24 protein-coding genes and 1 tRNA gene are annotated in these 24,401 nt (G+C 60.0%); 13 read left to right on the plus strand and 12 right to left on the minus strand.

From position 1 onward, the window contains the following. Positions 1-21: 21 nt before the first annotated feature. Positions 22-450 carry a hypothetical protein gene (locus ACVWYY_RS10175; RefSeq protein WP_457440446.1) on the plus strand — a complete coding sequence of 143 codons (429 nt, stop codon included), beginning with the start codon at positions 22-24 and terminating at the stop codon, positions 448-450. A 138-nt stretch (positions 451-588) separates the two neighbouring features. Here the strand turns inward: ACVWYY_RS10175 and panB are convergent, their stop codons facing one another. Then, complete coding sequence (gene panB / locus ACVWYY_RS10180; RefSeq protein WP_457440448.1) at positions 589-1,374, minus strand: 3-methyl-2-oxobutanoate hydroxymethyltransferase; 786 nt, start codon at positions 1,372-1,374, stop codon at positions 589-591. Positions 1,375-1,525: 151 nt separating this feature from the next. Here panB and ACVWYY_RS10185 point away from each other — a divergent pair. Next, positions 1,526-1,612 (plus strand) — tRNA-Ser (locus tag ACVWYY_RS10185). Positions 1,613-1,778: 166 nt separating this feature from the next. Further along, positions 1,779-2,528, plus strand: a complete 750-nt coding sequence (locus ACVWYY_RS10190; protein ID WP_457402331.1) for a phycocyanobilin:ferredoxin oxidoreductase — start codon at positions 1,779-1,781, stop codon at positions 2,526-2,528. Here the strand turns inward: ACVWYY_RS10190 and ACVWYY_RS10195 are convergent. Continuing rightward, a complete protein-coding gene (locus ACVWYY_RS10195; RefSeq protein ID WP_457402330.1) occupies positions 2,525-3,385 on the minus strand; it encodes a hypothetical protein in 861 nt (286 codons plus the stop codon). The genes ACVWYY_RS10190 and ACVWYY_RS10195 overlap by 4 nt on opposite strands. A 405-nt stretch (positions 3,386-3,790) precedes the next feature. On the opposite strand from ACVWYY_RS10195, the gene prmA reads away from it, so the two are divergent. The 4 genes from prmA (at position 3,791) to ACVWYY_RS10215 (ending at position 8,450) form a co-directional block, all read left to right on the plus strand. Continuing rightward, a complete protein-coding gene (prmA, locus tag ACVWYY_RS10200) occupies positions 3,791-4,732 on the plus strand; it encodes a 50S ribosomal protein L11 methyltransferase (protein ID WP_457405216.1) in 942 nt (313 codons plus the stop codon). Further along, on the plus strand, positions 4,702-5,538 hold the full coding sequence (locus ACVWYY_RS10205) for a 16S rRNA (uracil(1498)-N(3))-methyltransferase (RefSeq protein ID WP_457440450.1): 837 nt from the start codon (positions 4,702-4,704) through the stop codon (positions 5,536-5,538). The genes prmA and ACVWYY_RS10205 overlap by 31 nt, the downstream gene beginning before the upstream one ends. A 94-nt stretch (positions 5,539-5,632) precedes the next feature. After that, on the plus strand, positions 5,633-6,916 hold the full coding sequence (gene hisS, locus ACVWYY_RS10210; protein ID WP_414332193.1) for a histidine--tRNA ligase: 1,284 nt from the start codon (positions 5,633-5,635) through the stop codon (positions 6,914-6,916). 7 nt (positions 6,917-6,923) lie between these two features. Further along, positions 6,924-8,450, plus strand: a complete 1,527-nt coding sequence (locus ACVWYY_RS10215) for a hypothetical protein (RefSeq protein ID WP_457402326.1) — start codon at positions 6,924-6,926, stop codon at positions 8,448-8,450. Positions 8,451-8,474: 24 nt separating this feature from the next. Here ACVWYY_RS10215 and ACVWYY_RS10220 read toward each other — a convergent pair whose 3' ends face one another. The 4 genes from ACVWYY_RS10220 to ACVWYY_RS10235 all read right to left on the minus strand — a co-directional run bounded on the left by ACVWYY_RS10220 (position 8,475) and on the right by ACVWYY_RS10235 (position 13,134). Next, on the minus strand, positions 8,475-9,311 hold the full coding sequence (locus ACVWYY_RS10220; RefSeq protein ID WP_457402324.1) for a universal stress protein: 837 nt from the start codon (positions 9,309-9,311) through the stop codon (positions 8,475-8,477). A gap of 101 nt (positions 9,312-9,412) precedes the next feature. Continuing rightward, positions 9,413-10,213 carry a hypothetical protein gene (locus tag ACVWYY_RS10225; RefSeq protein ID WP_457440452.1) on the minus strand — a complete coding sequence of 267 codons (801 nt, stop codon included), beginning with the start codon at positions 10,211-10,213 and terminating at the stop codon, positions 9,413-9,415. 153 nt (positions 10,214-10,366) lie between these two features. Beyond that, positions 10,367-11,497: a hypothetical protein gene (locus ACVWYY_RS10230; protein ID WP_457402321.1), complete on the minus strand. Its 1,131-nt coding sequence runs from the start codon at positions 11,495-11,497 to the stop codon at positions 10,367-10,369. Then, positions 11,494-13,134 carry a hypothetical protein gene (locus ACVWYY_RS10235; RefSeq protein ID WP_457402320.1) on the minus strand — a complete coding sequence of 547 codons (1,641 nt, stop codon included), beginning with the start codon at positions 13,132-13,134 and terminating at the stop codon, positions 11,494-11,496. Before ACVWYY_RS10235 ends, ACVWYY_RS10230 begins: the two co-directional genes overlap by 4 nt. A gap of 294 nt (positions 13,135-13,428) precedes the next feature. On the opposite strand from ACVWYY_RS10235, the gene ACVWYY_RS10240 reads away from it, so the two are divergent. The 3 genes from ACVWYY_RS10240 to ACVWYY_RS10250 all read left to right on the plus strand — a co-directional run bounded on the left by ACVWYY_RS10240 (position 13,429) and on the right by ACVWYY_RS10250 (position 18,302). Beyond that, positions 13,429-13,830, plus strand: a complete 402-nt coding sequence (locus tag ACVWYY_RS10240) for a cupin domain-containing protein (protein ID WP_414412749.1) — start codon at positions 13,429-13,431, stop codon at positions 13,828-13,830. Between the two features lie 148 nt (positions 13,831-13,978). Continuing rightward, positions 13,979-15,916: a cellulose biosynthesis cyclic di-GMP-binding regulatory protein BcsB gene (locus ACVWYY_RS10245; RefSeq protein ID WP_457402319.1), complete on the plus strand. Its 1,938-nt coding sequence runs from the start codon at positions 13,979-13,981 to the stop codon at positions 15,914-15,916. A gap of 91 nt (positions 15,917-16,007) precedes the next feature. Then, positions 16,008-18,302: a glycosyltransferase gene (locus ACVWYY_RS10250; protein ID WP_457440454.1), complete on the plus strand. Its 2,295-nt coding sequence runs from the start codon at positions 16,008-16,010 to the stop codon at positions 18,300-18,302. A gap of 55 nt (positions 18,303-18,357) precedes the next feature. Here the strand turns inward: ACVWYY_RS10250 and ACVWYY_RS10255 are convergent, their stop codons facing one another. The 3 genes from ACVWYY_RS10255 to ACVWYY_RS10265 form a co-directional block, all read right to left on the minus strand. Beyond that, on the minus strand, positions 18,358-18,717 hold the full coding sequence (locus tag ACVWYY_RS10255; RefSeq protein ID WP_099812809.1) for a hypothetical protein: 360 nt from the start codon (positions 18,715-18,717) through the stop codon (positions 18,358-18,360). A 241-nt stretch (positions 18,718-18,958) separates the two neighbouring features. Then, positions 18,959-19,081: a hypothetical protein gene (locus ACVWYY_RS10260; protein ID WP_457402316.1), complete on the minus strand. Its 123-nt coding sequence runs from the start codon at positions 19,079-19,081 to the stop codon at positions 18,959-18,961. Next, on the minus strand, positions 19,059-19,679 hold the full coding sequence (locus tag ACVWYY_RS10265) for a PhoD-like phosphatase N-terminal domain-containing protein (protein ID WP_457402314.1): 621 nt from the start codon (positions 19,677-19,679) through the stop codon (positions 19,059-19,061). The genes ACVWYY_RS10260 and ACVWYY_RS10265 overlap by 23 nt, the downstream gene beginning before the upstream one ends. 283 nt (positions 19,680-19,962) lie before the next feature. Between ACVWYY_RS10265 and clpS the strand changes: the two genes are divergently transcribed. Both clpS and ACVWYY_RS10275 read left to right on the plus strand, forming a co-directional pair. After that, positions 19,963-20,244 carry an ATP-dependent Clp protease adapter ClpS gene (clpS, locus tag ACVWYY_RS10270; protein WP_099812808.1) on the plus strand — a complete coding sequence of 94 codons (282 nt, stop codon included), beginning with the start codon at positions 19,963-19,965 and terminating at the stop codon, positions 20,242-20,244. 15 nt (positions 20,245-20,259) lie between these two features. Continuing rightward, positions 20,260-21,084, plus strand: a complete 825-nt coding sequence (locus ACVWYY_RS10275) for a CPBP family intramembrane glutamic endopeptidase (protein ID WP_457402311.1) — start codon at positions 20,260-20,262, stop codon at positions 21,082-21,084. 24 nt (positions 21,085-21,108) lie between these two features. Here ACVWYY_RS10275 and ACVWYY_RS10280 read toward each other — a convergent pair whose 3' ends face one another. Beyond that, positions 21,109-22,563: a sodium:solute symporter family protein gene (locus tag ACVWYY_RS10280; protein ID WP_457402310.1), complete on the minus strand. Its 1,455-nt coding sequence runs from the start codon at positions 22,561-22,563 to the stop codon at positions 21,109-21,111. Continuing rightward, positions 22,556-22,747, minus strand: a complete 192-nt coding sequence (locus ACVWYY_RS10285; protein ID WP_457402308.1) for a hypothetical protein — start codon at positions 22,745-22,747, stop codon at positions 22,556-22,558. The genes ACVWYY_RS10280 and ACVWYY_RS10285 overlap by 8 nt, the downstream gene beginning before the upstream one ends. Positions 22,748-22,885: 138 nt before the next feature. Between ACVWYY_RS10285 and dprA the strand changes: the two genes are divergently transcribed. Next, positions 22,886-24,043, plus strand: coding sequence for a DNA-processing protein DprA (gene dprA / locus ACVWYY_RS10290; protein WP_457402306.1), 1,158 nt, complete (start codon positions 22,886-22,888; stop codon positions 24,041-24,043). Here dprA and ACVWYY_RS10295 read toward each other — a convergent pair. Then, the gene (locus ACVWYY_RS10295; protein ID WP_457402304.1) at positions 23,982-24,317 is read right to left on the minus strand and encodes an SOS response-associated peptidase family protein; all 336 of its coding nucleotides are present in this window, start codon (positions 24,315-24,317) and stop codon (positions 23,982-23,984) included. The two genes, dprA and ACVWYY_RS10295, sit on opposite strands and share 62 nt — an antisense overlap. Positions 24,318-24,401: the final 84 nt, after the last annotated feature.

Below are 24,401 nucleotides of genomic sequence, written 5' to 3' on the forward strand. Positions count from 1 at the left end.
ACTGAGAAGGTGAGTTTTCAGATGAACCCTGTGATGAAGCTGGGATCCAAATCCTGGGGATGGGCGCTGGGCCTGCTGGGCGTGGCCTTGGTCGGTTGTGGTGCCGATGCGCTGACGGCCAGTACTCCACCGCCGCCTTTGATCACCAGCAGCGATATCCCTTCTGTGGTACATCGGAACGGCTTTTTGGAGCTGGGGGTTTCGGTATCGGTGCCGGGCCGGATCCCGGCGGAGCTGGCGTTTCAGGTGTCGTGGTCAGGGATCGAGGTGCAGACGCTATCGGCAGCCCAGGTGAATTGTGTGTCGGGAGAGGTGTTCTGTACAACCCGCTTCCGCATTCGCCCTCCCCTAAGCTTGGTGCCCGGCTCCTACCTGCTCAGCTTGCGGGTCTTCGACCGGTTGGGTCAAAGTGCTGCGGTGACCGGGATGGTGCTGGTGAGGGATCCCTGAGGTCGCCCTATCCTTGCCCAGCCTTGACGGAAGCAGTGCGGTTCCCGTTCCCATAAGCATTGCGTAGCAGTAGGTAGCAGTATGAGGTGCCGTAGGCATAGCACCTCTGCCCAAGCTTTGAATGGGTAAGGGATCCCTTCAGCGGGGGGGAAATACTTTTTGGCAAACATCGTCGGCGAAAGCTTCCACCGCTTCTCGGATTGCCTGCCTCAAGTTGGTATAGGCCTTGGCAAAAGGGGGGAGCCGCTCGCTCAGCCCCAGCAGGTCGTGGGTGACCAAAATCTGACCATCGCAAGCCGGCCCGGCTCCAATGCCCAAGGTTGGGATCCCCACCTGGGCTGAGATTTGGGCAGCCAATTCCGCCGGCATGTGCTCCAGAACCAGGGCAAATGCCCCTGCTTGTTCCAGGCTGAGGGCCTCTTGTCGCAGACGCTCCGCCTCCGGAGTGGTTTTTCCCTGCTGGCGATAGCCTCCCAGTTGATGTTTGGCCTGCGGAGTGAGGCCGATGTGACCCAAAACCGGGATCCCCCGCTGCACCAGAAAGGCCACCGTTTCCACCATGTCGGGGTAGCCCCCCTCCAGCTTGACCCCGTTGACTCCTGCCTCCTTCATCAACCGCCCTGCTGAGAGGAGAGCTTGTTCTTTGTGGACTTGATAAGTCAAGAAGGGCAAGTCGGCCACCAAAAAGGCCCGTTCTACCCCGCGGCGCACCGCCTGGGCGTGATGGAGCATCTGTTCCAGCGTCAGGGGCAGGGTGCTGGTATACCCCAAGTGGGTCATGGCCAAGCTGTCGCCCACCAGGATCAAGTCGATCCCAGCCTGATCCAAAATCTGAGCGGTGGCGTAGTCGGCAGCCGTGAGGGCCACCAAAGGTTGACCCGCCTGTTTGGCCTGGCGAAAGTGGTGAATGGATAGAGCAGCCATATCCCTATGATCTCATCTGGGCGTTCCCGCCAGCGGTGCGGAGCACTTTCCCATCAACCGCATCCCGTGGGGGAAGCAAGCTTGGCTTTGAGGCTGGGAAGAAGCAGGAGACTCGGTTTGCCGTTAAGATGGTAAAGCCCCACAGCTGACTGGAAGGGTGACAGAGTGGTTGATTGTGACGCTCTCGAAAAGCGTTGTGACTGCAAGGTCACCGTGGGTTCGAATCCCACCCCTTCCGTCTTCAGGCATACAGTTTTAGAACGCCTTGCCCAGCTAGGGCCTCTGGGATTTTTGGGGATCCCACCCAAGCCCTTCGCATCAGCGGTGCGGTTCCCCCATAACACTTTTGGCATGGAGCCAAGGTCAAGGTTGGATGGGGTTCTTGGCCTTTCTTCTAGAGTCTTATGTTCACCGCTCCTGCTCTCTCTGCCCAACTGCATCCGCTCATTCAGGGCTTATCCGAGGCAGTCCTGAACGTTTGGGGATCTACCCTCACCCTAGCCCCCTATCCTCTGCCTGAAGATCTGGGCTACGTGGAAGGCCGCCTAGAGGGTGAGAAATTGCAAATTGAAAACCGCTGCTACCAAGGGGATCCCTTTCGCAAACTGCACCTGGAGCTGGCCCAGGCCGGGCAGAGCCTGGATATTCTCCATTGCGTTATGTTTCCGCAGCCGCAGTACCCGCTGCCGCTGTTCGGTTGCGACATTGTGGTCGGTCGCGGACAGGTGAGCGCCGCCATTGTCGATCTCTCGCCGGTGACCCCCAGCTTGCCCGATCTCTATATCCAGGAGCTGGAAGCGTTGGGATCCCATCTCGTCCCTTTCCAACACCGGCGCCGGTTGCCGGAGTGGGGCACGATTTTTTCTCCCTACTGCCTGTTCGTGCGTCCTGCCGACGAAGCAGAGGCCGAGCGCTTTTTACACTTTGCCTGCCGTTTCCTGGAAATTCACTGCCGGCTGGCGCAGCAGATTCCCCCGCAGACGGATCCCGGCCAGATTTTGGCCCACTACCAGGGGCAGCAGCGCTATTGCAGCCAGCAACAGCAGAACGACCGCACCCGCCGCGTTTTAGAAAAAGCCTTCGGTCCCGCCTGGGCAGAGCGCTACATGAACACCGTCCTTTTTGACTTGCCTCCCAGTCCCGTGCAGATCTAGGCGGGATCCCCTTGCAGCCGCTGCTGGATGCTCAACGCCAATTTTTGCCCTAAGAACTCCGGCATGGTTGGAGTTGAATCCGGCCCTAGCAAGTAAAAAATGAAGCGCGTTTGCTTGCGGCGGAGCATCAAATTGAGGTTAACAACGGTCAAATCCTCCTGCGCGAGGGCCGTCATCACCCGGTAGAACACGCCCGGCTGGTTGTCCACATCCACCAAAAGTGTGGGCAAATGAAACACTGGGTCAAAGTAAAAAGAAACCTGCGCCTCTTTCAGGCCGGCCTTGAGATCAAACTCCAGTGCCAAGGTTTCGTGAACGCGAAACACACCCGCCAGGCATTCGTGAATGGCCCGTTCTAGGCTGAGCTTGGTTTGGGAAGAAAGGCTGTGGCCATCGCGGGAGACGATGGTGCGGATAAACACCAGGTGCGGTGAGTAGATCTGCCCATAGAGATGGATGCCGTGCACCGAGAGATTAAAAGCGGTGAACACCCCAAACAGATCGCTGAGCAGAGAAGGTCGGTTGCGGTAGGCCAGACAGACCACCGTCTTGCGACCTTCGTCCTGCATCTGTACCACCGCCTTGCGGGTTTGGTAGAGGGCGTAGGCCAAGCGCAGATTTTGGGCCTGCACCTCGCTGCTGACAAACTGGCTGTAAAAAGGCGGAAAGCTCTGGTTAAAACGCCGCATCAGAGCGGATCGCGTCAGCGGGACGGAGTCCTTGCGGGTGCTGACTTTGAGCGGCTGAAGATCTTCATGGGCAGCCCTCTTCCGCGCTTCCCGATCCCCGGCAACTCCTAGAGAAGCCACCTTGGGCTGGGGAGTGCCCTGCTGTGCTGATTGCTCATCAGTTGACATCGACCTCGCCACCTGCGTTGCTCCTTCTCCATCGTTGCTCAGTACGCCCCAGCCAAACCTCATTTATCCGCAAAATCACTGAGGCTCGAAACGAATGTTGACGCTGTATCCAATTCTTGTCCAATGCTTTTCAGTTCAATTTATCTCATAGGGCTAAGCTGGGCATCTGAGGAGCCAGTGGGGGCATCCCCCAATTGGGGGGATCCTTCCCTTCTTCGCTGCTGAACCGACGCTGTGAGCCTTTCAATCCCAGAATAGCCAGAATAAGCCTAAACTATGAATTGAGCAGAGCGCTGCAATTTTTGATATAAAGTGCCGCATTGAGTGCTGGCCGGCTGGGTGACATGAAGCGCTATCTTGTTGGCCATCACTTTGGTTTTCCTTTAGGTTTGTGAAGGGATCCCTGTGAGCAGGACTGTTGCCGATCCCACCCCATTTTCGCCCGCACAAGCGCCGGATCCCGGTGGAGCCTGGTGGGATCTCAGTCTCATCGCCTCCCCTGCCCAAGAAGACCTGATCTTTTGGCGGCTGGAGAATTTTGGCTGTCGGGGCATGACCAGCCAAGCCTATGGCGAAGATCAGATTTGCATTCACGCCTATCTGCCTTGGCCTCACGTCAGCCTCTTGGATTTGGCAGCCCTCTCCCTGCGCCTGCAGCAGGATGCCCTCATTGCCGGTCAGCGGGTTCCCAAGCTGCGCTGGGAACGCATAGAGGCGGAAGATTGGAGCAGCAGTTGGAAGCAGCACTGGCAGCCCCAACCCATCGGGGATAAGTTGCTCATTTGTCCGGCCTGGCTGGATCCGCCCCCTCACCCCGGTCGGCACCTGTTGCGGCTGGATCCCGGTATGGCCTTCGGCACGGGCACTCACCCCACCACGCAGCTCTGTCTGGAGTCGCTGGAAATGCGTCTGGAGAGCTGGGGAGGGGATCCCCCGGCGGCGACGCTGGCGGATGTGGGCTGTGGATCCGGCATTTTGTCGTTGGCGGCGGCCCTGTTGGGGGTGAAGCGGGTGTTTGCGGTGGACATCGACCCCCTGGCGGTGCAAGCCACGATGCACAACCGCGATCTCAACGGCCTGACGGATCGCATTGTGGTCGCTCAGGGCAGCCTGGAGCAGATTCCCGAAATGGTGGATGGGCTGGTGTGCAACATCCTGGCAGATGTGATCCTGGATATGATCCCGGAGTTTCGGCTGGTGGTGAAGGAGGGGGGATGGCTGATCCTCAGCGGCATCCTCATCGAGCAGGCCAAGTTGGTGGCGGAGATGCTGGAGGCCAACGAATGGGTGGTGGCAGCCCTCTGGCGACGGGGGGAATGGTGTTGTCTGAACGCACGCATGACCTGAGCGCTTTGCCCCGATTGGCGATTGACCCAGCGCAGCGGGATCCCAGCGGTGTTCTCCATTTAACTGGTCTGCAACAGCACTACTTGCAGCGGGTACGCCGCCTCAGGCCAGGGGATCTCTTTTTGGTTTTGGACGGCTCAGGCAAGCTGTGGGCGGCCCGTTGGCAAGCCCAGGGATCCCGAGTTGTGGGCGAGGTGGAGGTGCTGCCGCGGGAATTGCCTGTTTCTTTGCATCTGGGCTTGGCGGTGGTCAAAGGGCAGGGGTTTGACGAGGTGCTCCGCCAGGTTACCGAGCTGGGGGCGGCGCGCATTACTCCCCTGCTGACGGAGCGCACCGTGTTGGAACCGGGATCTGGGCGGCAGGAACGCTGGCAAAAAATTGTGCGGGAGGCCACAGAACAATGTGAGCGGTTGCGCTGGCCTCAGGTTGATCCCCCTACCCCTTGGACAAGTTGGCTGGCGGAGCTACAAGCCGTTCGCGCTACTCGGACGGAGTCCTTTTGGTGGGGTATAGCCGTGGCTCGGCACAAAGCGCCCCCGCTGGTGCAAGCCCTGCCAAAGCTCAGGGATCCCGTCTTGGCCATAGCCATCGGCCCAGAGGGGGGCTGGACCGTTGCCGAACGTCGGCAAGCTGAGGAATATGGGGGGGTGTGCGTCTCCCTTGGCCCTACCATCTTGCGAGCTACCACCGCCGCTGTTGTTGCCACCAGCCAAATTGCCGCCACCTACTCCTGGTTGGACTCGAGCTTGGATCGGGGTCATTTGGCTCCGCTAGCGACGGGGAGTGTTGTCGCCGATAATCAATAACTAGGCCGTTTGCGTCAGCGGGACGGAGTCCTTTGACGAGAACAGCCATTGGCATAGCAGGCGGCCAGGCCCACCCCAGGGAGGGAGAACGAGAATGGAGATGATCCAGGCGGTGCGGGGCACCCGAGATATTCTGCCGCAGGAGGTGCGGCTCTGGCAGCAGGTGGAAGCCAGCGCCCGAGAGATCCTGGGACGGGCCAACTACCAAGAAATTCGCACCCCCATCCTGGAGTTGACGGAGCTCTTTGCCCGCAGCATTGGCAGTGCCACCGACGTGGTGGGCAAGGAGATGTACTCCTTCAGCACCCGTGGCGAGCAAGAGGTGAGCCTGCGCCCAGAGAACACAGCAGGTGTGGTGCGGGCCTACATCCAGCACGGGCTGCAAACGGCTGGAGATGTGCAACGCCTCTGGTATTGTGGGCCGATGTTTCGCTATGAGCGTCCCCAGGCGGGGCGGCAACGCCAGTTCCACCAGTTGGGGGTAGAGCTGCTGGGCAGCCGGGATCCCCGCGCCGATGCGGAAGTCATCGCCTTGGCCTGGGAGCTGTTGCAAGCGGTGGGGGCGGAGAACCTGAGCTTGCGGCTCAATTCCCTGGGGGATCTGCAGGATCGGCGGGCCTATCGCCAGGCCCTGGTGGACTACCTCACTCCCTTGCGGGAGAAGCTGGATCCTGACTCCCAAGAGCGTCTCACCCGCAACCCGCTGCGCATTCTAGACAGCAAGGATCCCCGCACCCGCGAGATTGCCGAGGGGGCCCCCAAGCTGCCGGATTACCTCGGCCCAGAATCGCGGGCTTTCTTCGAGCAGGTGCAAGCTCACCTGCAGATGTTGGATATTCCCTACCAGTTGGATCCCTACTTGGTGCGGGGCCTGGACTACTACACCGACACCGCCTTTGAGATCGTCTCACCTGACTTGGGATCCCAGAGTACCGTCTGTGGGGGTGGTCGCTACGACGGCTTGGTGGAAGAGCTGGGCGGACCTTCTACCCCAGCGGTGGGCTGGGCCGTCGGCATGGAGCGGCTGGTGCTGCTGTTGCAAAAGAAACAAGGGGAGGCTCCGCCAGCACCGGTCGAGGTTTACGTGATCTCCCGTGGGGCGAAGGCTGAGGCCCAATCCCTCCGGATCGCTCAAGCGCTGCGCCAAGCTGGTTTCTGCACCGAGCTGGATCTGAGCGGCAGCGCCTTTGGCAAGCAGTTCAAACGGGCCAGCCGCAGCGGCGCAACTTGGGCTGTTGTGCTAGGGGATGCGGAAGCTGCAGCCGGAGAGGTACAGCTTAAGCACCTGCCTACAGGGCAACAGCAAACCCTTTTGCAAGCCGATCTGATTCAGTATCTGGCATGCCATTCGCGTCAGCAGTGCGGAGCACCAAGGTGATGGAGCTATGTTAAATTTCTGGGTTCGGCGGGACGGCCAGGAAGACTGGCAGCCAGTACCAGCCGAGGGAGCAGTTCTGGAAGAAGATACCTACACCATTGTTGCCCGTTCGCCCCAGCCCCACTTCACCATCACGGTGGAAGTCCGGCAGCGTCCTCTAGGGCCACAGAATCAGGGCCCCAACACCGGCACGACTCCTCCACAGGTCCAAACCCGTTCTGTGCGCACCAACGATGAAGGGATCGGCATTATTTTGCCTGCCAGCCGCCTCACCCCTGGGTTTTGGGAATTGCACTGCCGAGATGCCGACTTGATCGCAGAACTGTTCGGTGAAACCGAGTTGGACAATTGTCTCCGTTTTCAGGTTGTGCCTGCCCCCGCGCCTCTGGAGCCGGAACGAGGGATCCCTGCCCCGGTGGCTGAAGAGGCCGGGTTTGAGCCCCCCCAGAAAAAAGAGGTCGCCATCCCGCCAGAGCTGTTTTCCCTAATGCACAGTGAATTGGAGGGATCCCCGGAGGAGGTGCTGGTGTTGACGGGGCGGATCGGCTGCAGCGGCGAGCTGCGGGTACAGGTTTGGCCAGAAGGGGAGGAGAGGCCGCTTTTCCAGGGACAACGGCAAATTCAACTCCCGGCGGGGGCGCGGACGGCGGTGTTCAGCATCCCCATCACCCTGCCCAGCCAAGTGTGGGCCCGTCCTTTACGGGGAGAACTGGCCCTTACTCCCTCCTCCTGGTGGGATCCAGAGCCGTCGCCTCAGACCCTGACCATCCCCTTTTCCATTCGCTGTCGCAGCCAAGAGGCAGGACTTCTTGGCGCAGGGATCCCCCTCCCGCAGCAGCAAGAGGAAGAGAGGCTGGCCGATGCTGCCAGTCCTGCCTCGACCGCAACCCTGCTCTCTCCCGAACGAACCTTGCAAAAGCTGCTGCGCATCTGGCAGCACAGTGCTCCTGCTGGAGGGGATCCCGGCTCGACTCAGCCGGCAGAGCCCTCTGCTAAGGCCGCACCCGAACCTAACCCCCAGCCTGCGGCGCCGATTTCCCCTCTTCCCTCACCCCCCCAAGCTGAGCCAATGGGCGAGGATGCCGCCCTGCCAGCCCCAGCAGGGAGCCCGGCCACCCCACCTCCGCCTGCATTCGCCCTGCCTGCCACCAGCAAGGACACCAAAAACTCGCCCCCGCCGCCAGAAGTGTGCCCGGCGCCACAACTGCTGGTGCCTGAGCAATTGCGAGCGGGCGACAATTTCGATGTGGTGCTGCGTTTGCCGGCCTTGGCCCCTGCCTCCGCCGCCGGCGCCGCCTCCCAGCCACCTTATTGGATCAAGTTTTGGGTCAAGCATGGCCGCACCCGCTCGTTGGTGGATGGCCCCCGCTGGTTGCTGGACTTCTCCCGCGACGATCAGGGGCAGTGGCAAGCTTTAACCCGCATGACCATTCCCCCAGGCGTCCCCGAGCTGATCTTTGAAGCTTGGGCCGTCAGCCCGGATCGCCAGCAGCAGAGCGACCGAGTTACAGAGCACCGCTCTATCTTGCCTTAGGGATCCCTCGCTCTTGAGTCCTGTTTAGTCTTGGACGGAGCGCACCATCAGCACTGGGCAGCCGATGTGCACCCGCACATAGTCGGAGATGGAACGCCCCAGCAGCCGATCCAGGTCGGGGATGCTGCGGGCAATGCTGGGCCGGCGATCCGGGGATCCCATCACCAGCAGATCGGCCTTGCTTTCTTCAGCCAGGCGGACAATCTCCGTAGCCGGATCCCCGACAGCCGTCAACACCTGGTGGCCGATTTGCCGGTTTTTGAGGATGTCGATTGCCCGATCTAGGGCCTCATCTCTACCTGGGTTGTCGGCATCCAACTGCACAGAGGCCAGGAAGATCTGGGCCCCTTGAATGCCGGAGATCAAGTCAAGGGCTGTGGCAAAGGCGGCCTGGGCAGCGGGGGAGTTGTTGAGGGCCACCATGACATGGCTGGGGTATTTGACGTAGGCGTCGTCTTTGACCAGCAGCATTGGGCAGGAGGCGAGCTGGAACACATATTGGCTCACCGAGTTCTGCAAAATGGCCATGATGCGGTTGCGCCCCCGGGATCCCATGACAATTAAGGGATTGGGCATAGACTCGGCCACCTGCAGCACCACCACCTTGGGATCCCCTTCCACCAGTTGGGTGCTGATCTTTAGCCCTGGGCGGGGGGGGAAAGTCTGCAGGGTTTGGGCCAGCAGTTCCTGCCCCTTTTGCCAGGCAGCCCGCATCTCCTCGGCAGAGGTCTGGGAAGGCACCGCATGCAGCAATGTCACGTGGCACTGGGCAAAGGCCGGCAGAGACAGAAGGGTATGCACCATTTGCTCAGTGGGGCCGCTGCCATCGATGGCGGCAATGAGGTTCTCAAATCGAGACATGGGATCCGTTCTCCGGGCCGTAGTTTGCCAAGACTCATCCTAGATCTGCCCCTGCGGATCCCTGTTACCGTAGGGGATATCCTGCAACATTTTGTTGGGTTTCAGTAACTTAGCCACACATAGCCGGTAAAGCCGCCGCCGGCATTGGTGTTGCGGCCGGTCAAGAATTGAAACCCTCCCAAGCCCAGCGTTAACCCTCCCTCCAGCCGCCAGTTGAGCTGGCCAGAAAGCTTGAGGTTGTCGTAGTCGGGATCCTGAACGGCCAAATCCCCGAACAACAAAGGCGCGCCGTTGCCCAACGTAAAATCCCCATCCAGGGCCAGGATGGCCTGCAGCTCAGGAGTCAGGTCTGCCCCGAAGGTCAGGTTGGCCTTGACCCGATCCCCGGGATAGCCCAAGTAATCTCGGAACGTGAGGCAGGAGTCGAAAAAGGCGGGCAGGGATCCCAACTGGGTATTGGCCGCCACCCCAACTTTGAGATCGTAGCCGAAAACACCGTACCCCAAGGGCAGGGGGATGTCTCGGGTGGCGTATCCCGGCGGGATCAAGGCCGTCAATTGGGCCGAAAGGAAGGGATCCCCGTTCCCCCAAGTATGGCGCAGGCCCAGTTCCAGATCCCGCAGGCCCTGGTTGCGCTGGGTAACGGTGTCAGCCCCGCTGGCAAAGCGATTTTCGATGAAAACGTAGCTGGTGTTGAGGTTGAGAGTGAGCTGATCGCTAAGGCCAGTCTCGGCGAAAAGGTTGAGGCGGGTTTCTCCGTACTCCGAAAGGGCCGGCTGCAGGCGTCCCCCCTGATCAAAGCGGGTGCGAGGCCGATAGACCTCCGGCTGCAGCGAAAAAAAAGTCTTGCCGGCACCGCGGGGAAAACCGCATCCTGCCCAGGCCGGCAGCTCCGGCGGCATTGCACTAACCACTAGACTCGCCAGCAGGCTTGCCCATGGAAATCTAGGCTTCTTCATGGCAGGGGGATCCCGGCAGTTTCAGGGGGATTGTATCCCCAGGATCAAGCTCTGGGCCAAGATCCGGGACAAAACCGGCTTTGGAACGACTGCTAACTATGAGGTGGCAGCCGGTAGGCCCACCTGTGCCCGGAATTGGCGAGCGGCGGTCAGCGCTCCGAAGGGATCCCCCTTATACAGGCCGTAGTGCATGAGAGAAAAGCGCCGCAGCCCCAGTTGAGACACTTCCTGCAGCCACTCCGGCTGGCTCATGAGCTGAAAGTCTGTATGGACGGTGTCGGCCCGTCCGCCGCTGGGGTGCTTGTCCTTAATCGATGGCTCGTAGTGGGCCAACATCAGGTTGGAGTGGATGGGGGAAAACAGGCGGCAACAGAGGCGGATCTGCTCCGGGTTACCGGGATCCGGGCCGTTCAACTCTGGATTAAACTCTCCGGGCCGCCGCTGGCGCATCGACTGGAAGGCGATCCCGTCCATTTGGCTCATAGTCTCGGCAAAGGGCTCCACCATGCTGCGGCCTGCCCCCTGGGAAGGGTCGTCAAAGGTGGCAATCCAGCCCCCCCAGCACAGGGCTACTTCGGCTGCCGGCAGCCGCTCCTTGATGGCTTGGCGGGCTGTGAGGACATTGCGCATTAGGGCTTGGTAGTAGAAAGCAGTGTCGGCGTTGTAGGTATCTGCTGGGATCCGCCAATAGGAAAACTCAGTAGCCAAGCTCCAGTAGGTGGGGCGGCCCTGAGGATTGGCTTGGGCAATATAGCCCGCCAGCTCGGCCACGTCCTCCACAAATTGCGGGGAGATGTGATAGTCGCCGCAGGGGCGGTGGGTGTCGTCTTCCCAGGTGATGATGTGGAGGGTATAGCCCCGCTCAAACCACTGCCGCAAAAGCCCGGCCTGGTGCCAGTTGCGCCAAAAGGAGAGATCCCCCTGGCGGTGATCAAAGCTGTTCAGCCAGCCGCTCAGGAAATGGGGATCCCACCCCTGCGCCACTGCCGCCACCTGCGGATCCGACTCGATTTCCCAGAGGAAGCGACCGGGATCCTCGCCAATGCCCACCTGCCAGCGGGCCAGCAGCTCTGACAAGTTCATGCTTCCCGTCTCGGCATTTTCCGGGCTGCGACTCCCCTGCTGACTCAAAAACTCCTGGCCACAGCCGGCAACCCCATAGGCAGCCAGCAGCGCTCCGCCCGCTTGCAGCACCTGTCGCCGCTGCCAGGATCGTCTCCTTTTCATCTCCTCTCCTCCTGCGGTTCCTCTTGGTGTTGGCGAGCCCACAGCCGCACTTGGGGGGAGCTATAAACCTCCCTGAAGCCCGGCAGCCCCTCAAAATTGAGCTCAGGCCAAAATTGCAGGATGCGATCGGCGCTCTGCAAGGGATCCGCCAGCCCCGCTACCAAGAGGTAGTCCACCCTTTCCTGGGGATGCTGAAGGGCCAGGGCAAACTCGTACTGGTGAGGAGTAAGGAAAGAGCGGGGATCCCTTGCCCAAAAGATAGCCTCAAAGTGGATGTCGTCGTCCACCAGCACTTTTTGTCCGGGCAACAGGTGGCGATAGAGATACTGCCCAACCTGGCGCTTTTCCTGCCGCAGCCTCCGCCAGTCTTCTAGGGCTTGCCCAGCAGAGGTTACTTCATACAGGTTTTGGGCAGCTTCCAACTCGCCACTAAGGGGCACTACCCCTGCCACCAGCCGCTCCCAGAGATCCCGCTCCTCGGCCACCAGGGGCATGAAGAAACCCGGCTCTTGGCTCACCCCATAACCGGCAGTGAGGCAGTTCAACCCCAAGAGGGCAGTGATCAACAGGCGCTTAGCCCAGCCGGGGCCGGCTCCGCGACACAAGTAGGCGCCCATCAGCAAAGGCAGCGGCACCCAGAAAAGGCCAAAGCGGCTCAGCTCCCGCAAAAACAGCCCCTGCCCTAGAGAAGCCAGCAGGATGACCAGCGGCATCCCCCAGACCAGAGCCCATACCCAGCGACCCGGGCCTCGGCCCAGCAGGGATCCCAGCCCCAACAGCAGATAGGCAGGGGCCAGCACCGCCAGCCATTTCCCAGCCTCCAGCACCCCCCGCCAGCCACCCGCCTGCTGCAAGTCTTCCCGCAATTGCGGCAGCCGCAGACCGCTGCCCACCTGGTAGGTGAAAGCCCAGGGATCCCCTACCGACAGCCAATTCACATACAGCCAGCTCAGGATCAAGGCTAGGCTGACAAAGCCGGCCACCAACAGCGAGGCCCAGCGAAACCCCCAGACTTCTCGGCGAAAGGCCACCAGCAGCAGCATCCCCGCCCAGGGCAGCAGCCATCCGCTTTCCCAGCGCAGCACCATCAGGGGCCCCAGCGCCAGCCCAACGAGCAGCAGCCTCAGGGTAATAGGCAGCTCATCCCCTGCCGCCACTGACTTCCCCGCTGCTCGTTTCTCGTCAGCCAGGGGAAACAACAAGGCCATGTTTACCCCCAGCAAAAGCGAGGTGGCCGTCCAAGCGGGGCTGCGCAGCAGCATCAAGATCAAAGTCGGCTGCACCACCATCAACAAACCCCACAGCCAGCACCATCCCACCTCCACCGGCAAACGGCGTAACTGCCGCCACACCCAGCCCAGCAGCAAAGAGCCCAAGATGGTCTGCAGCAACAGCGGGGATCGTCCCAGAATGGCCGTAGCCAGCACCAGCAAGGGAGGAAAGGTGGTGCCCACAATGGGCAGGCGCGGATCCGGCCCCAAAACCGCCACGGATCCCTTATAGCCAAGAAACTGCATCTCCAAGCTCACCCAGCTCCAGCCTTCCTTCAAACCCCACAGAAGGCTAGCCAGCAGCAGAAACAGGATCCCGGTAGACCCGAAGAGCCGCAAGAAAGCCCTGAGCCTGTTGAGAAACATGGGTTACTTCAGTAGCTTCAAGAATTTAGAATTAATTGGAGATTAATTGGAGGGTAACTGGTTAAATCGCCAATCGAGCCTCAAGAGCTATTTAGTGTTAATGAGAACATGTCTCAAGTAGGGCGTGGGGATGGGCTGACGTGTCTAGGCACTGGACACAGGGCTAGATTAGCATTCCCTGGCCTGAGAGACTTTATCTACGAGTTTTGGCGTAGGCCAATTCAGCCATATTGTCGATGAGGTGTTCTCGGATTCTGAGAGAGGATGGGGACGACTTTGCAAGGACATGATCTTATGTTGCAGGCTGTGCGGGACGTGAATGATGCAGCAGTTCCAGCGCTTGAGCTGGTACCCTCTCAAGCAGAGACCCGTCCCTGGGGATCCTTCTGGGTTTTGGATGAAGGCCCGATGTACAAGATCAAGCGCATCGAGGTGAAGCCTGGCCATCGGCTCAGCCTGCAGATGCACTACCACCGCAGCGAGCACTGGATCGTGGTCAGGGGCACAGCGAAAGTGACCCGTGGAGAAGAGGTGATGCTGCTGAGCTCCAACGAGTCCACTTACATTCCCCCCTGCACCAAGCACCGCCTGGAAAACCCCGGCACCCTTCCCTTGGTGTTGATCGAGGTGCAAAACGGGGAATATCTCGGGGAGGACGACATTGTGCGCTTTGAGGATGACTACGCCCGCCAGTAAAGGGATCCCCTGGGCATCCGAATCTACGGTTTGTGCGTAAAGACCCCCGAAAGCTTACAGATTTCTGCATGTCGGGCAAACTTGGGTCAGGTGGGCCAAGGGGCTTGCCTGCACTAGACAAGTGAGGGATAAGCAAGAGGGGGTCAAGGTGACGCAGAAGGCAAGGCAGTGGGCTTTGTGGGTTGCCGGTTTGCTTTGGTGTTGCGGGCCAACGGCTGCCCAGGCAGCGGAAGTCATTTCTCTGCAAAGGCTGGGCTACGACCGCTCGGTGCTGCTGCAAGGAGCTAACCCGCGTCTAGATATCGGGATCCCTGCCCCCCTGAACGGTGTTGACCCTGAGGCCAGCTTTGTGCAGTTGCGCCTGGATCCCTCGCCGGTGTTGAAACCTACGTCCACGGTGCGGGTGCTGATCAATGACGAGCTGGCGGGTATCTTCCTGGTGCAAGATCTGCGGCAGGAGCCGGTGGTGCGAGTGCCCATCCCCAGCTTGGCCGCTGGCGAGCGCTTTATCACCTTGTCGGTGCAGCCTTTCCTGAGCATTACCGACGACATCTGTGCCGACTTGAATACCGGCAACCTGCTGCTGACGGTGGGGCGGGATAGTTTCTTTGAGCTGGCGCCCCTCGTTCCTGATGCCACGGTGGCCGGTTTTCTGGGCCGGCTGTATCCTCAGGTTACTTTGGTAGTGCCGGCCAATCCTTCCTCTGAGACGGCGGAAGCAGCTCTGTGGCTGTACAGCCTCCTTTCTCACCTGTTTCCGCAAACGCCCATCCTGTGGAGCAACCGTCCGAAGCAGGGGGCACAGGTGATCTTAGAGCCGGCCAATTTCACCCCCCACTTGCAGCATCAAATTACCCCAGAGGGATCCCGACTGCGAGTGGCCGCCCGCCGGGAAGCTATTCTTGCTCTCTATGAAGAATGGAAGCGGGCGGGGCTGGTCAGCCGCGGCATCCAGGTGACAAGGGTGGCGGATCTGGAGAGAGCGCTCAGGGCCAACCGCCTCAGCCTGCGAGAGCTGGGGATCGTGGATCCCATGTTGCGGGGGTTTGGCAGCCAGTCTTTGGTCTTCAACTTCAGCCTGTCCCAATTAGGGGGACGACCGCGGGATCTGGCGGCGCAACTGGATGTGATCATGAACCCGGTCGATGGCCGAGTGGGGGATCGCCTCACCAGCTACGTGTTCTTGAATGGCGTTCTGTTGCGCACCTACAACCTAACGGGCCGCACCCAGCTCAACGAGACCATCCCCCTCCCCACCCGCCTGCTGCGCCGCTTCAACCAACTGGAGCTGCGCTTTGATTACGGGGCCAGCCCCGGTAATTGCCAGGGATCCCTGACCCCGCTGACTTTGCAAGTGCGTTCCGATAGCTCTGGCCTTCTCTGGAGCGGCTACCAAGCCCCTAGCGGCGAGCTGCAGGAGATCCCGGCGGTGCTGCAGGGATCCGGACGGGTTGGGCTGGGGGATCCCCAACTGCTGCCGGCTGCCGCCTACCTGGTCGGTGCCCTCAGCCGGCTGGCTGCCCGACCCCTGCTGCCCACCCTTGAGGTTTTGCCCAAAGAGGAAGCCAACCTGGAGACGGGGAACTTTGCCTGGCAGGTGATCGTGGCTGGGCCAGATCAGGTGGAGCTTAATAGCCCCATCCGGCTGGGATCCCAGTTTGAAATCATCAATCCCCTCAACCAGCAGGTGGCCTTGGCCGCTCAGCCTCAAGAAAACCTCGGCCTTTTGCAGTACTTTCTCCTGAAAGGTAAGCCGAACCTTTGGCTTTCCTGGTGGGGATCTGACCCGGCTTTGGCAGAGCGCCTCAGCCGCGGCCTTGCCGATCCGCGCACCCGCCTGGCCAACCAGCTACAGGGAAACGTGCTCACCGCCTATGCCGCTGCCCCCGATCTCACCCAAGTGCAAAGCTGGGATCTCACGCCGGCAGGCTATCGAGTGCGCTACCCCGGTCGCTTCAGTTGGCAGCTTTTGTTGTGGCAATACCGCTATTGGTTAGTGCTGCTGCTGGCCCTTTTGCTGGCAGTAGGAGCCTGGAATACCTACCAACGCTTGGCCCGCCGCCCTGAGTCGCCCACCCTTTCCTAGGGGGGTTGGCAGAGGACTTCCGGTTAAACCAGACTTGAGTCAAGCAAGGACTCCGTCCCACTTGCGCGAATAGGGTTTCCAGCCACGCTCCATGCTCCAGTCCCTCAAATCCTCGCTTTTGCGCACGGGCTACCTTACCCGGCAGCAATTGGCTGAGGCTGAGGAGTATCGCGAAGCAGCTAGTTGCTCCTTGCCTAGGGCTCTTTGGAGCTTGCGAGTCATGCACCCGGGCAAGTTTGTCAACTTGTGTCGCCAGATTCTGGACCGGCCTAGGCTGAGAGACTGGCTGCTCAAGCACTCCCTAGATCCAGAGCTGCCTTGGCTGATTGAGCCTATTGATTTGGTGCCGGTGCGCTTTTTGCCCTGTGGCTGGCTCGACCCGCAAACTGTTGTGGTGGCCACAGAAGAGCCGGGCTTCCCCGCCATTTGGCAGTCTGTGAAACACCTGTGCCCGGAAGCAGAAAAACTCTGGGAGATCCCAGCCACTGAAAAGCAGATCCTGACGGTCATCCTTGAGCGCAAGCTGGCCGCCGAGCTGCTGGGCAGCCGTCTTACCTTAGAGCAGTGGCAGCAGGCTTTGGAGATCCGCCGCCGCACCGGCTCCAGCCTGGGGCAGGTGCTGACCCGGCTGAGCTACCTCTCCACCCCCGAGTATCTCAGCATCCTAGCCCATTTGCTGGGCTACCCCGCTGTCTCAGAACTAATGGGGACAGGGCTGCTCCACCGCGACGAGAGCCTGAGCCGGCAGTTTGATCCCGAGGTGATGATGCGCCACCTCTTCTACCCCTTGAGCTGGACGGATGAGCACACCCTTACAGTGATGGTCAATGACCCCCTGGACTGGGCGGTGGATGAGCTGCTCTACAGCTGGCGGCCAGGCTTGCGGATTGAAAAGGTGCTGGGCACCGAGCAGGATATCACGCAACTGCTCAGCCAAGACCAGGGATCCCGCTTCAGCCAAGAGGCGGTGTACAAGCTCATGGCCCGCCTGCCGGAGGAATCGGCCTCGCGGGTGTTTACTCCTTCTCAGATTGCAGTGGGCTACGGCCTGCTGCTGCTATTTCTATTGGGGTTGGCCACTGCTCCCTGGACGACTCTGACCATTTTGGTGCTGCTGATCAATCTTTTTTACGTCGCTTCGATCCTGTTCAAACTGCTGCTCAGCCTAGTGGGATCCGCCGATCGCTTCCACCAGATTACCGATGAGGAAGTAGCCGCTTTGGATGATCGCGACTTGCCTATCTATACCATCCTGGTGCCGGTCTACAAAGAACCGGAAGTAATGCCGATTTTGATCAAGTCTCTCTCCAAGCTGGATTACCCCCATGAGCGCTTAGATGTGCTCATCTTGCTAGAAGAAAACGACCGCGCCACCATTGAGGCGGCCCGGGCTGCCAAGCCCCCCCGCTACGTGCGCCTGCTCATCGTGCCAGATAGCAAGCCCAAGACCAAACCCAAAGCCTGCAACTACGGCCTGGCCTTTGCCCGTGGCGAATACCTCACCATCTACGACGCTGAAGACATTCCGGATCCAGACCAACTCAAAAAAGCAGTCATTGCCTTCCGAAAAGGGGATCCCAGCTTGGTCTGCGTCCAGGCCGCCCTCAACTATTTCAACCGCAACGAGAACTTCCTCACCCGCATGTTTACCTTGGAGTATTCCTATTGGTTCGACTATCTGCTGCCGGGTTTGGAAACTCTCAGAATGCCCATCCCCCTGGGTGGCACCAGCAACCACTTTCGCACTGACCGCCTGCGGGAGCTGCAGGGATGGGATCCCTTTAACGTCACCGAAGACGCAGATCTAGGCATCCGCGCCAGCCAGCACGGCTATACGGTGGGGGTGATCAACTCCACCACTTATGAAGAGGCCAACTGCGCTGTTAAAAACTGGATCCGGCAGCGCTCCCGCTGGATCAAGGGCTACATGCAAACTTGGCTGGTGCACAACCGCAACCCCCTGCGCTCGTTGCGCAAGCTGGGCCTGAAGAACTGGCTGTCTTACCAGTTTTTTATTGGCGGCAGCTTCTTTACCTTTCTCACCAGCCCCATCATGTGGCTGCTGTTTATTTACTGGCTGCTCACCCGCGCCCATTGGCTGCAAAACCTATTTCCCAGTTGGCTGGTTTATCTGGGCTTGTTTAACCTCCTGGTGGGCAATGCCATTGGGATTTACCTCAACTTGGTGGCCGTTTTCCGGCGAGGGTACTACGATCTGGCCTTCTATGCCCTGCTCAACCCCATCTACTGGCAACTGCACTCTATGGCAGCTTACATGGCCCTGTGGCAGCTCTTTACCAAGCCCTTCTACTGGGAAAAGACCATCCACGGCCTGAGCAAGTTTACCCACGCCAAAGTCCAGGAAGCTGCTCACAAAGCAGCCTAGGCTACGGACTGAGTTCCTAAGCAGTAGCAGCGAAGTGAGGACAGCCAGCACCCTTCTAGAAGCTGTAGTCCGAGTCTACGATCACAGCACAACCACTGGGGTGGAGACAGCTAGCCATGATCACCTTGACAGAAAAGTTGCCCTCGTAGGGCGCCTGCACGATGGGGAAATCGTCCAACAGTTCGTCTGCAGCCACCACCTGACCGCTGGCATCGTAAAGCACCAGATCCACATCGAAGCAATCCTGGTCGCACTGCGCCCAGATGTTTTCACCTCGGTAGAAATAGCCTGTAACTACGGTCGATTGTCCATTAAGAAGCCACAAACTACGGCTCTGAGCCCAGGCGGCAGCGCCCCCGATAACTGTGGCCGCTCCTATTAAGCTTGCCACCAACCAGCCCCGCACCGAAGCCATAAGACTGCCCTCCTACTGAAAAACGGAGATAGATTTTCTACAGGGATCCACCTCAACGCCCACACTCTAGCACCCGGATCCGTCTTTCCCGAATGATCCAGATCACGTTAAGGATCCCACGTTAAAAATCGCGAAAAAGGGATACAAAAAAGGGATCCCAACCGAAGCAGGGATCCCTTAATTCTGATTGACAATCCGGCGCAGCTGGCTCATCGGTTGAGCCGACTTCTTTATTGTGGTTTTATTGTGGCAAGCTCAGTTCCCCGCGTCGCCCCAAGGGATCCGTCAAGACATTGCCGGCGGGGCCTTTGATTTGAATGGTGCAGCGGCTGCCGGACACTTCAATAACGTTGTAGTTGGGCACCGCCAGCTCCAAAAAGCGCAGGTTGCCTGTGGTTACCCCTGGGATCCCGCTCACTTGCGGATTGGTCGGGTTCACCGGTGCCAAAAAGCCGTTCACAATTAGGAAAGGGAGGCTCGTTGGCACAACTGATGTGTAAGAAGCGAATGGGTCGTCCATCCCCAGGAGCTGGCAGGGTGCGAAACTGGCCTACAGGGCTGGTAAACCCCTCGCTGACAAACCGGTAGAAGTAGCGCTGCGCTGGCCTCAAGCCGGTGACGACGGCACGAGCAATGTAGTCGCCTGGCTCAGTGCGGTAGTTGCGGCCCGCCACACGGCGAGCAGTAAGCGAAACTTGTTGCGAAATGGGGTTGAACTCGGAATTCTCAGCCACCTGCAACGTCACCGCAACCGTGTCTGTTGCACTGGCCGGGATCACCCGCGTGGAAAGCACCGCCCCTTCCGAGGTGGGATCCCCGGCAAATACCCCTTGAGGGAACCCGGGCTCTCCCAGGGGGGGAATGGAGGAACTGGAGGTGCCCCCACAGGCAGCCAGGGCAGCTGCCCCACCTCCAAACATCAGCAACTGCAGGAAAAAGCGACGGGAACTCAGGGAACTCATAGGGCCCACCTCAGGGACGCAGGCAAATGTAAAGGGATCCGCAACAAAGGCCAATCGCCTTTTTAGTCAAGCACTTTTGCCCCCAAGCTGAGGTTGTGGGCAGGTGAAGGCTGGGTTAGGGTTGGTTTAACGGCTCTGACCCCTGCGCCCAGGTTCCCCACGGCCTTTTCACAGAGCTTGCTGAGAAGGCTAAAATTTCATTACAGTTTTTCCTGCTTTTGCCCCATTTTTGCGGTTTTGCGTTCCTTAGACTTCTTTTGACCCTGCCGAAGGAGGGATCGTTGTGGCTACAGAGACCCTGGTCAAGCCTTCTGTAACCCCAAAGCACATGCCCATGTACCGGGTGTTGCTGCACAACGACGATGTCAACACCATGGAGTACGTGGTGCAGGTGCTGGTGAAGGTGATCCCGGCGATGATGCCGCCGCAAGCCACTGAGATCATGCTAGAGGCCCACAACAACGGTGTTGCTGTGGTGATCGTGGTGCCGCGGGAGCACGCGGAGTTTTACTGCGAACAGTTGCGTCAGCACGGCCTCACCAGCTCCATTGAGCCGGAACGCTAAGCAGGAGCGGTTGGGGTGGGCCTGCTGATTGCAAAACTCAAGGCTTTGCCCTTGCCGCTGCGGCTGTTGCTGTTTTTGGGGATCCCCCTCCTAGCCTGGCTGCCGTTGCTCGGGCTGGGGAGTTGGCTTCTTCCTGAACGACGGGAGTACCTGTGGCTGCTCCTGTATGCCCTGCTGCTAGCCTGGCTATGGGTGTGGGGATCCGGGTTTGCCGCCTATGGACTGGATGGCAGTTGGCCTTGCCGAGGCGGGATCCTGTGGGGCCTGGGGATCGGGGTCGGGGGGCTTTTCTTGCTTTTGGGCCTGGAGGGATCCCTGGGTTGGCTGAGTTGGAGGGCGGTAGGAGGGGGATCCCTGCTGGTCTATGGGTTGCTGGGGTTGCTTTTGGGCTTGGGGGTGGCGCTGGCGGAGGAGCTGTTTTTTCGCGGCTGGCTGCTGCAGGAGATGCTGCTGGACTACGGTTGCAGCACTGCGGTGTGGGGATCCAGCTTCCTGTTTGCTATGGCCCATTTCCTGAAGCCTTTGCCTGAGATTCTCGCCACCTGGCCGCAATTTCCCGGACTGTGGCTGATGGGGCTGCTGCTGGTGCAGGCGAGGGTCTGGAACCAAAACAAGCTGGGCCTTAGCCTAGGGCTGCACGCGGGTTGGGTATGGGGCATGGCCTGGGTCAACAACTTGGCCTGGATAGACTACACCGGCAGGGCGCCAGCGTGGCTAACGGGGATTGGTGGCAACCCCTTGGCGGGCCTGATGGGCTTGCTGTTCCTGGGAGGGACTTTCGCATTTCTCAACGGCCTGGCTCAAGCTGGCTGGCTACCGGCAGACCTGGAAAAGCGTTGATTGAGCTGATCGATAAAGAATAACCTACTCTCCCCAAGGCCCTTCCTCGTAGTAGGCGGTCACCTGCTCCTTGGGCGGCTGGGTAAGCAAGCTTACGCCAATTAACACCCCACTGCCGATCACCACTGCCGGGATTACGGGTAACCAGCCTCCTGTCCAAGCCCGCGGCAACAGGCCCGCTAGCCACCCTAGGGTAAGGCCGCTGGAGACGAGGGCCCCGGCTACTGCCCCGGCGCGGGTAGCCCGCTTCCAGTACAGGCCGGCAATTAAGACAGGGAACAGCATGGCGTTGCCCTGAAAGCTCCAGGTGGCAATCTCCACAATCAGCCCCGGCGGGTTAAGAGCAATCACAAAGGAAGCTAGGCCGATCCCCAGCACCACCCAGCGGCCTAGCAACTCTTCTTGGTGGGGGGAAAGCTGGCGTCTAAAGAGGGTCACTACCAGATCCCGCGTTACCAACGAGCTGGCCGTAAGGAGCTGTGAGTCTGCCGTGGACATGAGGGCGGCCAGAGCTGCTGTAATCACCACCGCTGCCACACCGCCGGGCAGAGTTTGCAACATCAGGGGCATGATCTGGTCCGCTTTCTCCAGGCCGGGAAAAGCCAGGCGGCCCCAAACCCCAAGAAGAGCTGCCGGGAAAAAGACCAGCAGAATCAGCAGCGGCCAGACTACCATCAGGGTCTTGAAGGGATGAGCACTCCTGGCCATGTAAAAGCGCTGGAAAAATTGTGGGAAAAGGGGAGTGGCCATGAAAAACAGCAGTTGATTGCCGAGTAACCCTTGCCAGCTCCAGCGTCCTTGGGGGCCGGGCAAGCTCAGCCAGGGATCCAGTTCGCTACCCGCTTCTCTCCCTAGGGAGAAAGCCACTGCAACAAAGGCCACCCCCATCCCCAGAATCAAGATGATCCCCTGCACCACGTCCGTCCAGACCACCGCCTGGGATCCGCCAAAGAGCACATACCCCAAGATCACCAGCGCCACCACCACCGCCAAGGGCCAGTAGGGGATCCCCTCCCCCAAGACAGCCGCTAGGGTTCGGGCCCCGCCAATGATCTGGATGCTGATGTAGGGGGCTGTAAACACCAAAGCGCTCAGGCAATACAACAACGCCAACAGGGGGCTTTGAAAACGATGGCCGAAGAACTCCGAAGGGGTGATGAAGCCAAAGTGTTGGGCTGCTAGCCATACCCGGTAGCCCACCCACAAAAACAGCCCCGAAATGAGGGCGGTGGTCACCCCCACCCCCAGGAAGATCCCTAGGCCGTGGGTATAGGCATCTGCCGGCACCCCAATGAAGGTAAAGGCGCTGAGCAAGGTGGCCAGCGTCGTCAAAGTTAGAGCCAGGGATCCCAACCCCCGCCCTGCCAAAAAATAGCTCACCGGATCCCGGCCGCTGTGGCGATAGCTCCAGAAGCCAATGGCCGCCAGCAGCAGCAAGTATGCCCCCACCACACCCAGACTCAAAACCGTGTTACTCATCTCCGCCTCTCGGCCAGCAAACGCGCACAATGTAGAAGTTAAGAGGTACCAACAGCAGGACAGCCAATCCCGCCAGCCAATGCCAGGCCGGGATCCCCAAAAACTGGGGCTGGGCCGAGCGGGATCCCACCCAGGTCAACAGCCACAGCAGGGGATAGGCCCCCCACACCCAAGCTTGGCGCATCCGCCCAAACCGCAGCTGCCTTGATCCTTGAAGGTTACCGGCGGGATCCAACCCTGACATCTACCCATCTCCTGCTTTTTTGCCAAGCGTTCCTTTTGCCAATCATTTAAGATACAGCCACTACTGCGCAGAGCTAAATTGTCTTTTCCCCTTTCCCCTTCAGATCCTGTTGGCAAGAGGGAGCCTTCCCGTGGGCCAGGCCATGAAGAACGGGAGCGGCCCTACTGGCTAGCTTGGGCCCGCATCAAAGGGATTGGCCCCCACCGGCTCAAGCGGCTGGCGGAGTTTTTTGGATCCCTGGAGCGGGCTTGGCAAGCGGATGCCCCGGCCCTGCGGCAGGTGGAAGGCATTGGCCCCACCCTGGCCCAGGCTATTGTCTCTGCCCGTCCTGGCCTTGATCCCGAGCAGATCCTGGAGGAAACCCTCAAAGCGGGGATCCCCTTTCTCACGCCTGCAGATCCGGACTATCCGCTGCTGCTGTGGGAGGTGCCAGATCCCCCGCCCATTCTCTATGCCCTAGGAGAATGTCCCAATTGGCAACAGCCGGCTATTGCCATCGTCGGCACCCGCGCCCCTACGGCCTACGGTCGACAGTGGACCCAGAAAGTCAGCGCTGCCCTGGCGGAAGCTGGCTGTGTGGTGGTCTCGGGGCTGGCAACGGGGATCGACGGCATTGCCCACCAGGCCTGTCTGGATGCCAGCGGCAAGACGGTGGCCGTGGTGGGAACGGGGGTGGACAAAGTTTACCCAGCTCACCATCAAGCTCTCTACCGGCGCATCCTGGCCCAAGGGGCCATCCTCAGCGAATATCCCCCCGGCACGCCACCGGCCAAGGAGCATTTTCCCCAGCGCAACCGCATCATTGCCGGCCTCTGCCGCGCCACTTTGGTGATGGAAGCTCCTGAGACCTCTGGAGCGCTGATCACTGCTCACCTGGCCAACCACTACGGTCGGGAAGTGTATGCGTTGCCGGGGAATATCGACACGGCGGCGGCCCGTGGCTGTCTCCACCTCATCCGCAGTGGCGCCGGCATGATCCTGGGGATCGAGGAGCTGTTGAAAGACTTGGGCCTCCTCCAGGGATCCCCTGTGCTAAAGCAGCCCTCGTCCACTGGCCCCAGCGATCCCCAACAGCAACTGCTCTGGCAGCTGCTAGGGGAGGGCATCCTCAGCCTCGATGCCCTGGCCCAGGCTAGCCAGATGGATATTGCCACCCTTTCCAGTACCCTGCTGCTTATGGAATTGGAAGGCTGGCTGGTACAACTGCCGGGGATGCGCTACCAGCGGGCTCGCTGAGGCTGGATCCCTGCACTGCTTCTCCGATAGGAGCACGGCAAGCGGGATCCTCGTGGCGGGGGTTGTTCACATAGGTGCTGACCGGATAAGCCGCCATGGCTTCTGCTGGGTAGGGGCGGAGCAAGGGCAAAAGCAGCTTGGGATCCTGCACCTGGGGATCCAGCCAGAGGTCGTAGTCGTTTTCCGTCAAAATCACGGGCATCCGCTCGTGAAAAAGCTGCATCAGACGGTTGGCGGCAGTGTTGAGGATGGCACAGGTTTCCACCTGATACATTCACGCTGAACTCTCCTGAACATGGTTCAGGAAAGAAGCGATCGCATCCTGCCTATCTCTGAGCAGGAAGGCGGTATCCCGCAA

This window comes from Thermostichus sp. MS-CIW-34, assembly GCF_054060435.1.

Coding starts and splice junctions, on each gene's coding strand:
- ACVWYY_RS10175 (WP_457440446.1), top strand. CDS start 22: ATGAACCCTGTGATGAAGCTGGGATCCAAATCCTGGGGATGGGCGCTG.
- panB (WP_457440448.1), bottom strand. CDS start 1,374: ATGGCTGCTCTATCCATTCACCACTTTCGCCAGGCCAAACAGGCGGGT.
- ACVWYY_RS10190 (WP_457402331.1), top strand. CDS start 1,779: ATGTTCACCGCTCCTGCTCTCTCTGCCCAACTGCATCCGCTCATTCAG.
- ACVWYY_RS10195 (WP_457402330.1), bottom strand. CDS start 3,385: ATGTCAACTGATGAGCAATCAGCACAGCAGGGCACTCCCCAGCCCAAG.
- ACVWYY_RS10205 (WP_457440450.1), top strand. CDS start 4,702: ATGGTGTTGTCTGAACGCACGCATGACCTGAGCGCTTTGCCCCGATTG.
- hisS (WP_414332193.1), top strand. CDS start 5,633: ATGGAGATGATCCAGGCGGTGCGGGGCACCCGAGATATTCTGCCGCAG.
- ACVWYY_RS10215 (WP_457402326.1), top strand. CDS start 6,924: ATGTTAAATTTCTGGGTTCGGCGGGACGGCCAGGAAGACTGGCAGCCA.
- ACVWYY_RS10220 (WP_457402324.1), bottom strand. CDS start 9,311: ATGTCTCGATTTGAGAACCTCATTGCCGCCATCGATGGCAGCGGCCCC.
- ACVWYY_RS10225 (WP_457440452.1), bottom strand. CDS start 10,213: ATGCCGCCGGAGCTGCCGGCCTGGGCAGGATGCGGTTTTCCCCGCGGT.
- ACVWYY_RS10230 (WP_457402321.1), bottom strand. CDS start 11,497: ATGAAAAGGAGACGATCCTGGCAGCGGCGACAGGTGCTGCAAGCGGGC.
- ACVWYY_RS10235 (WP_457402320.1), bottom strand. CDS start 13,134: ATGTTTCTCAACAGGCTCAGGGCTTTCTTGCGGCTCTTCGGGTCTACC.
- ACVWYY_RS10240 (WP_414412749.1), top strand. CDS start 13,429: ATGTTGCAGGCTGTGCGGGACGTGAATGATGCAGCAGTTCCAGCGCTT.
- ACVWYY_RS10250 (WP_457440454.1), top strand. CDS start 16,008: ATGCTCCAGTCCCTCAAATCCTCGCTTTTGCGCACGGGCTACCTTACC.
- ACVWYY_RS10255 (WP_099812809.1), bottom strand. CDS start 18,717: ATGGCTTCGGTGCGGGGCTGGTTGGTGGCAAGCTTAATAGGAGCGGCC.
- ACVWYY_RS10265 (WP_457402314.1), bottom strand. CDS start 19,679: ATGAGTTCCCTGAGTTCCCGTCGCTTTTTCCTGCAGTTGCTGATGTTT.
- ACVWYY_RS10280 (WP_457402310.1), bottom strand. CDS start 22,563: ATGAGTAACACGGTTTTGAGTCTGGGTGTGGTGGGGGCATACTTGCTG.
- ACVWYY_RS10285 (WP_457402308.1), bottom strand. CDS start 22,747: ATGCGCCAAGCTTGGGTGTGGGGGGCCTATCCCCTGCTGTGGCTGTTG.
- ACVWYY_RS10295 (WP_457402304.1), bottom strand. CDS start 24,317: ATGTATCAGGTGGAAACCTGTGCCATCCTCAACACTGCCGCCAACCGT.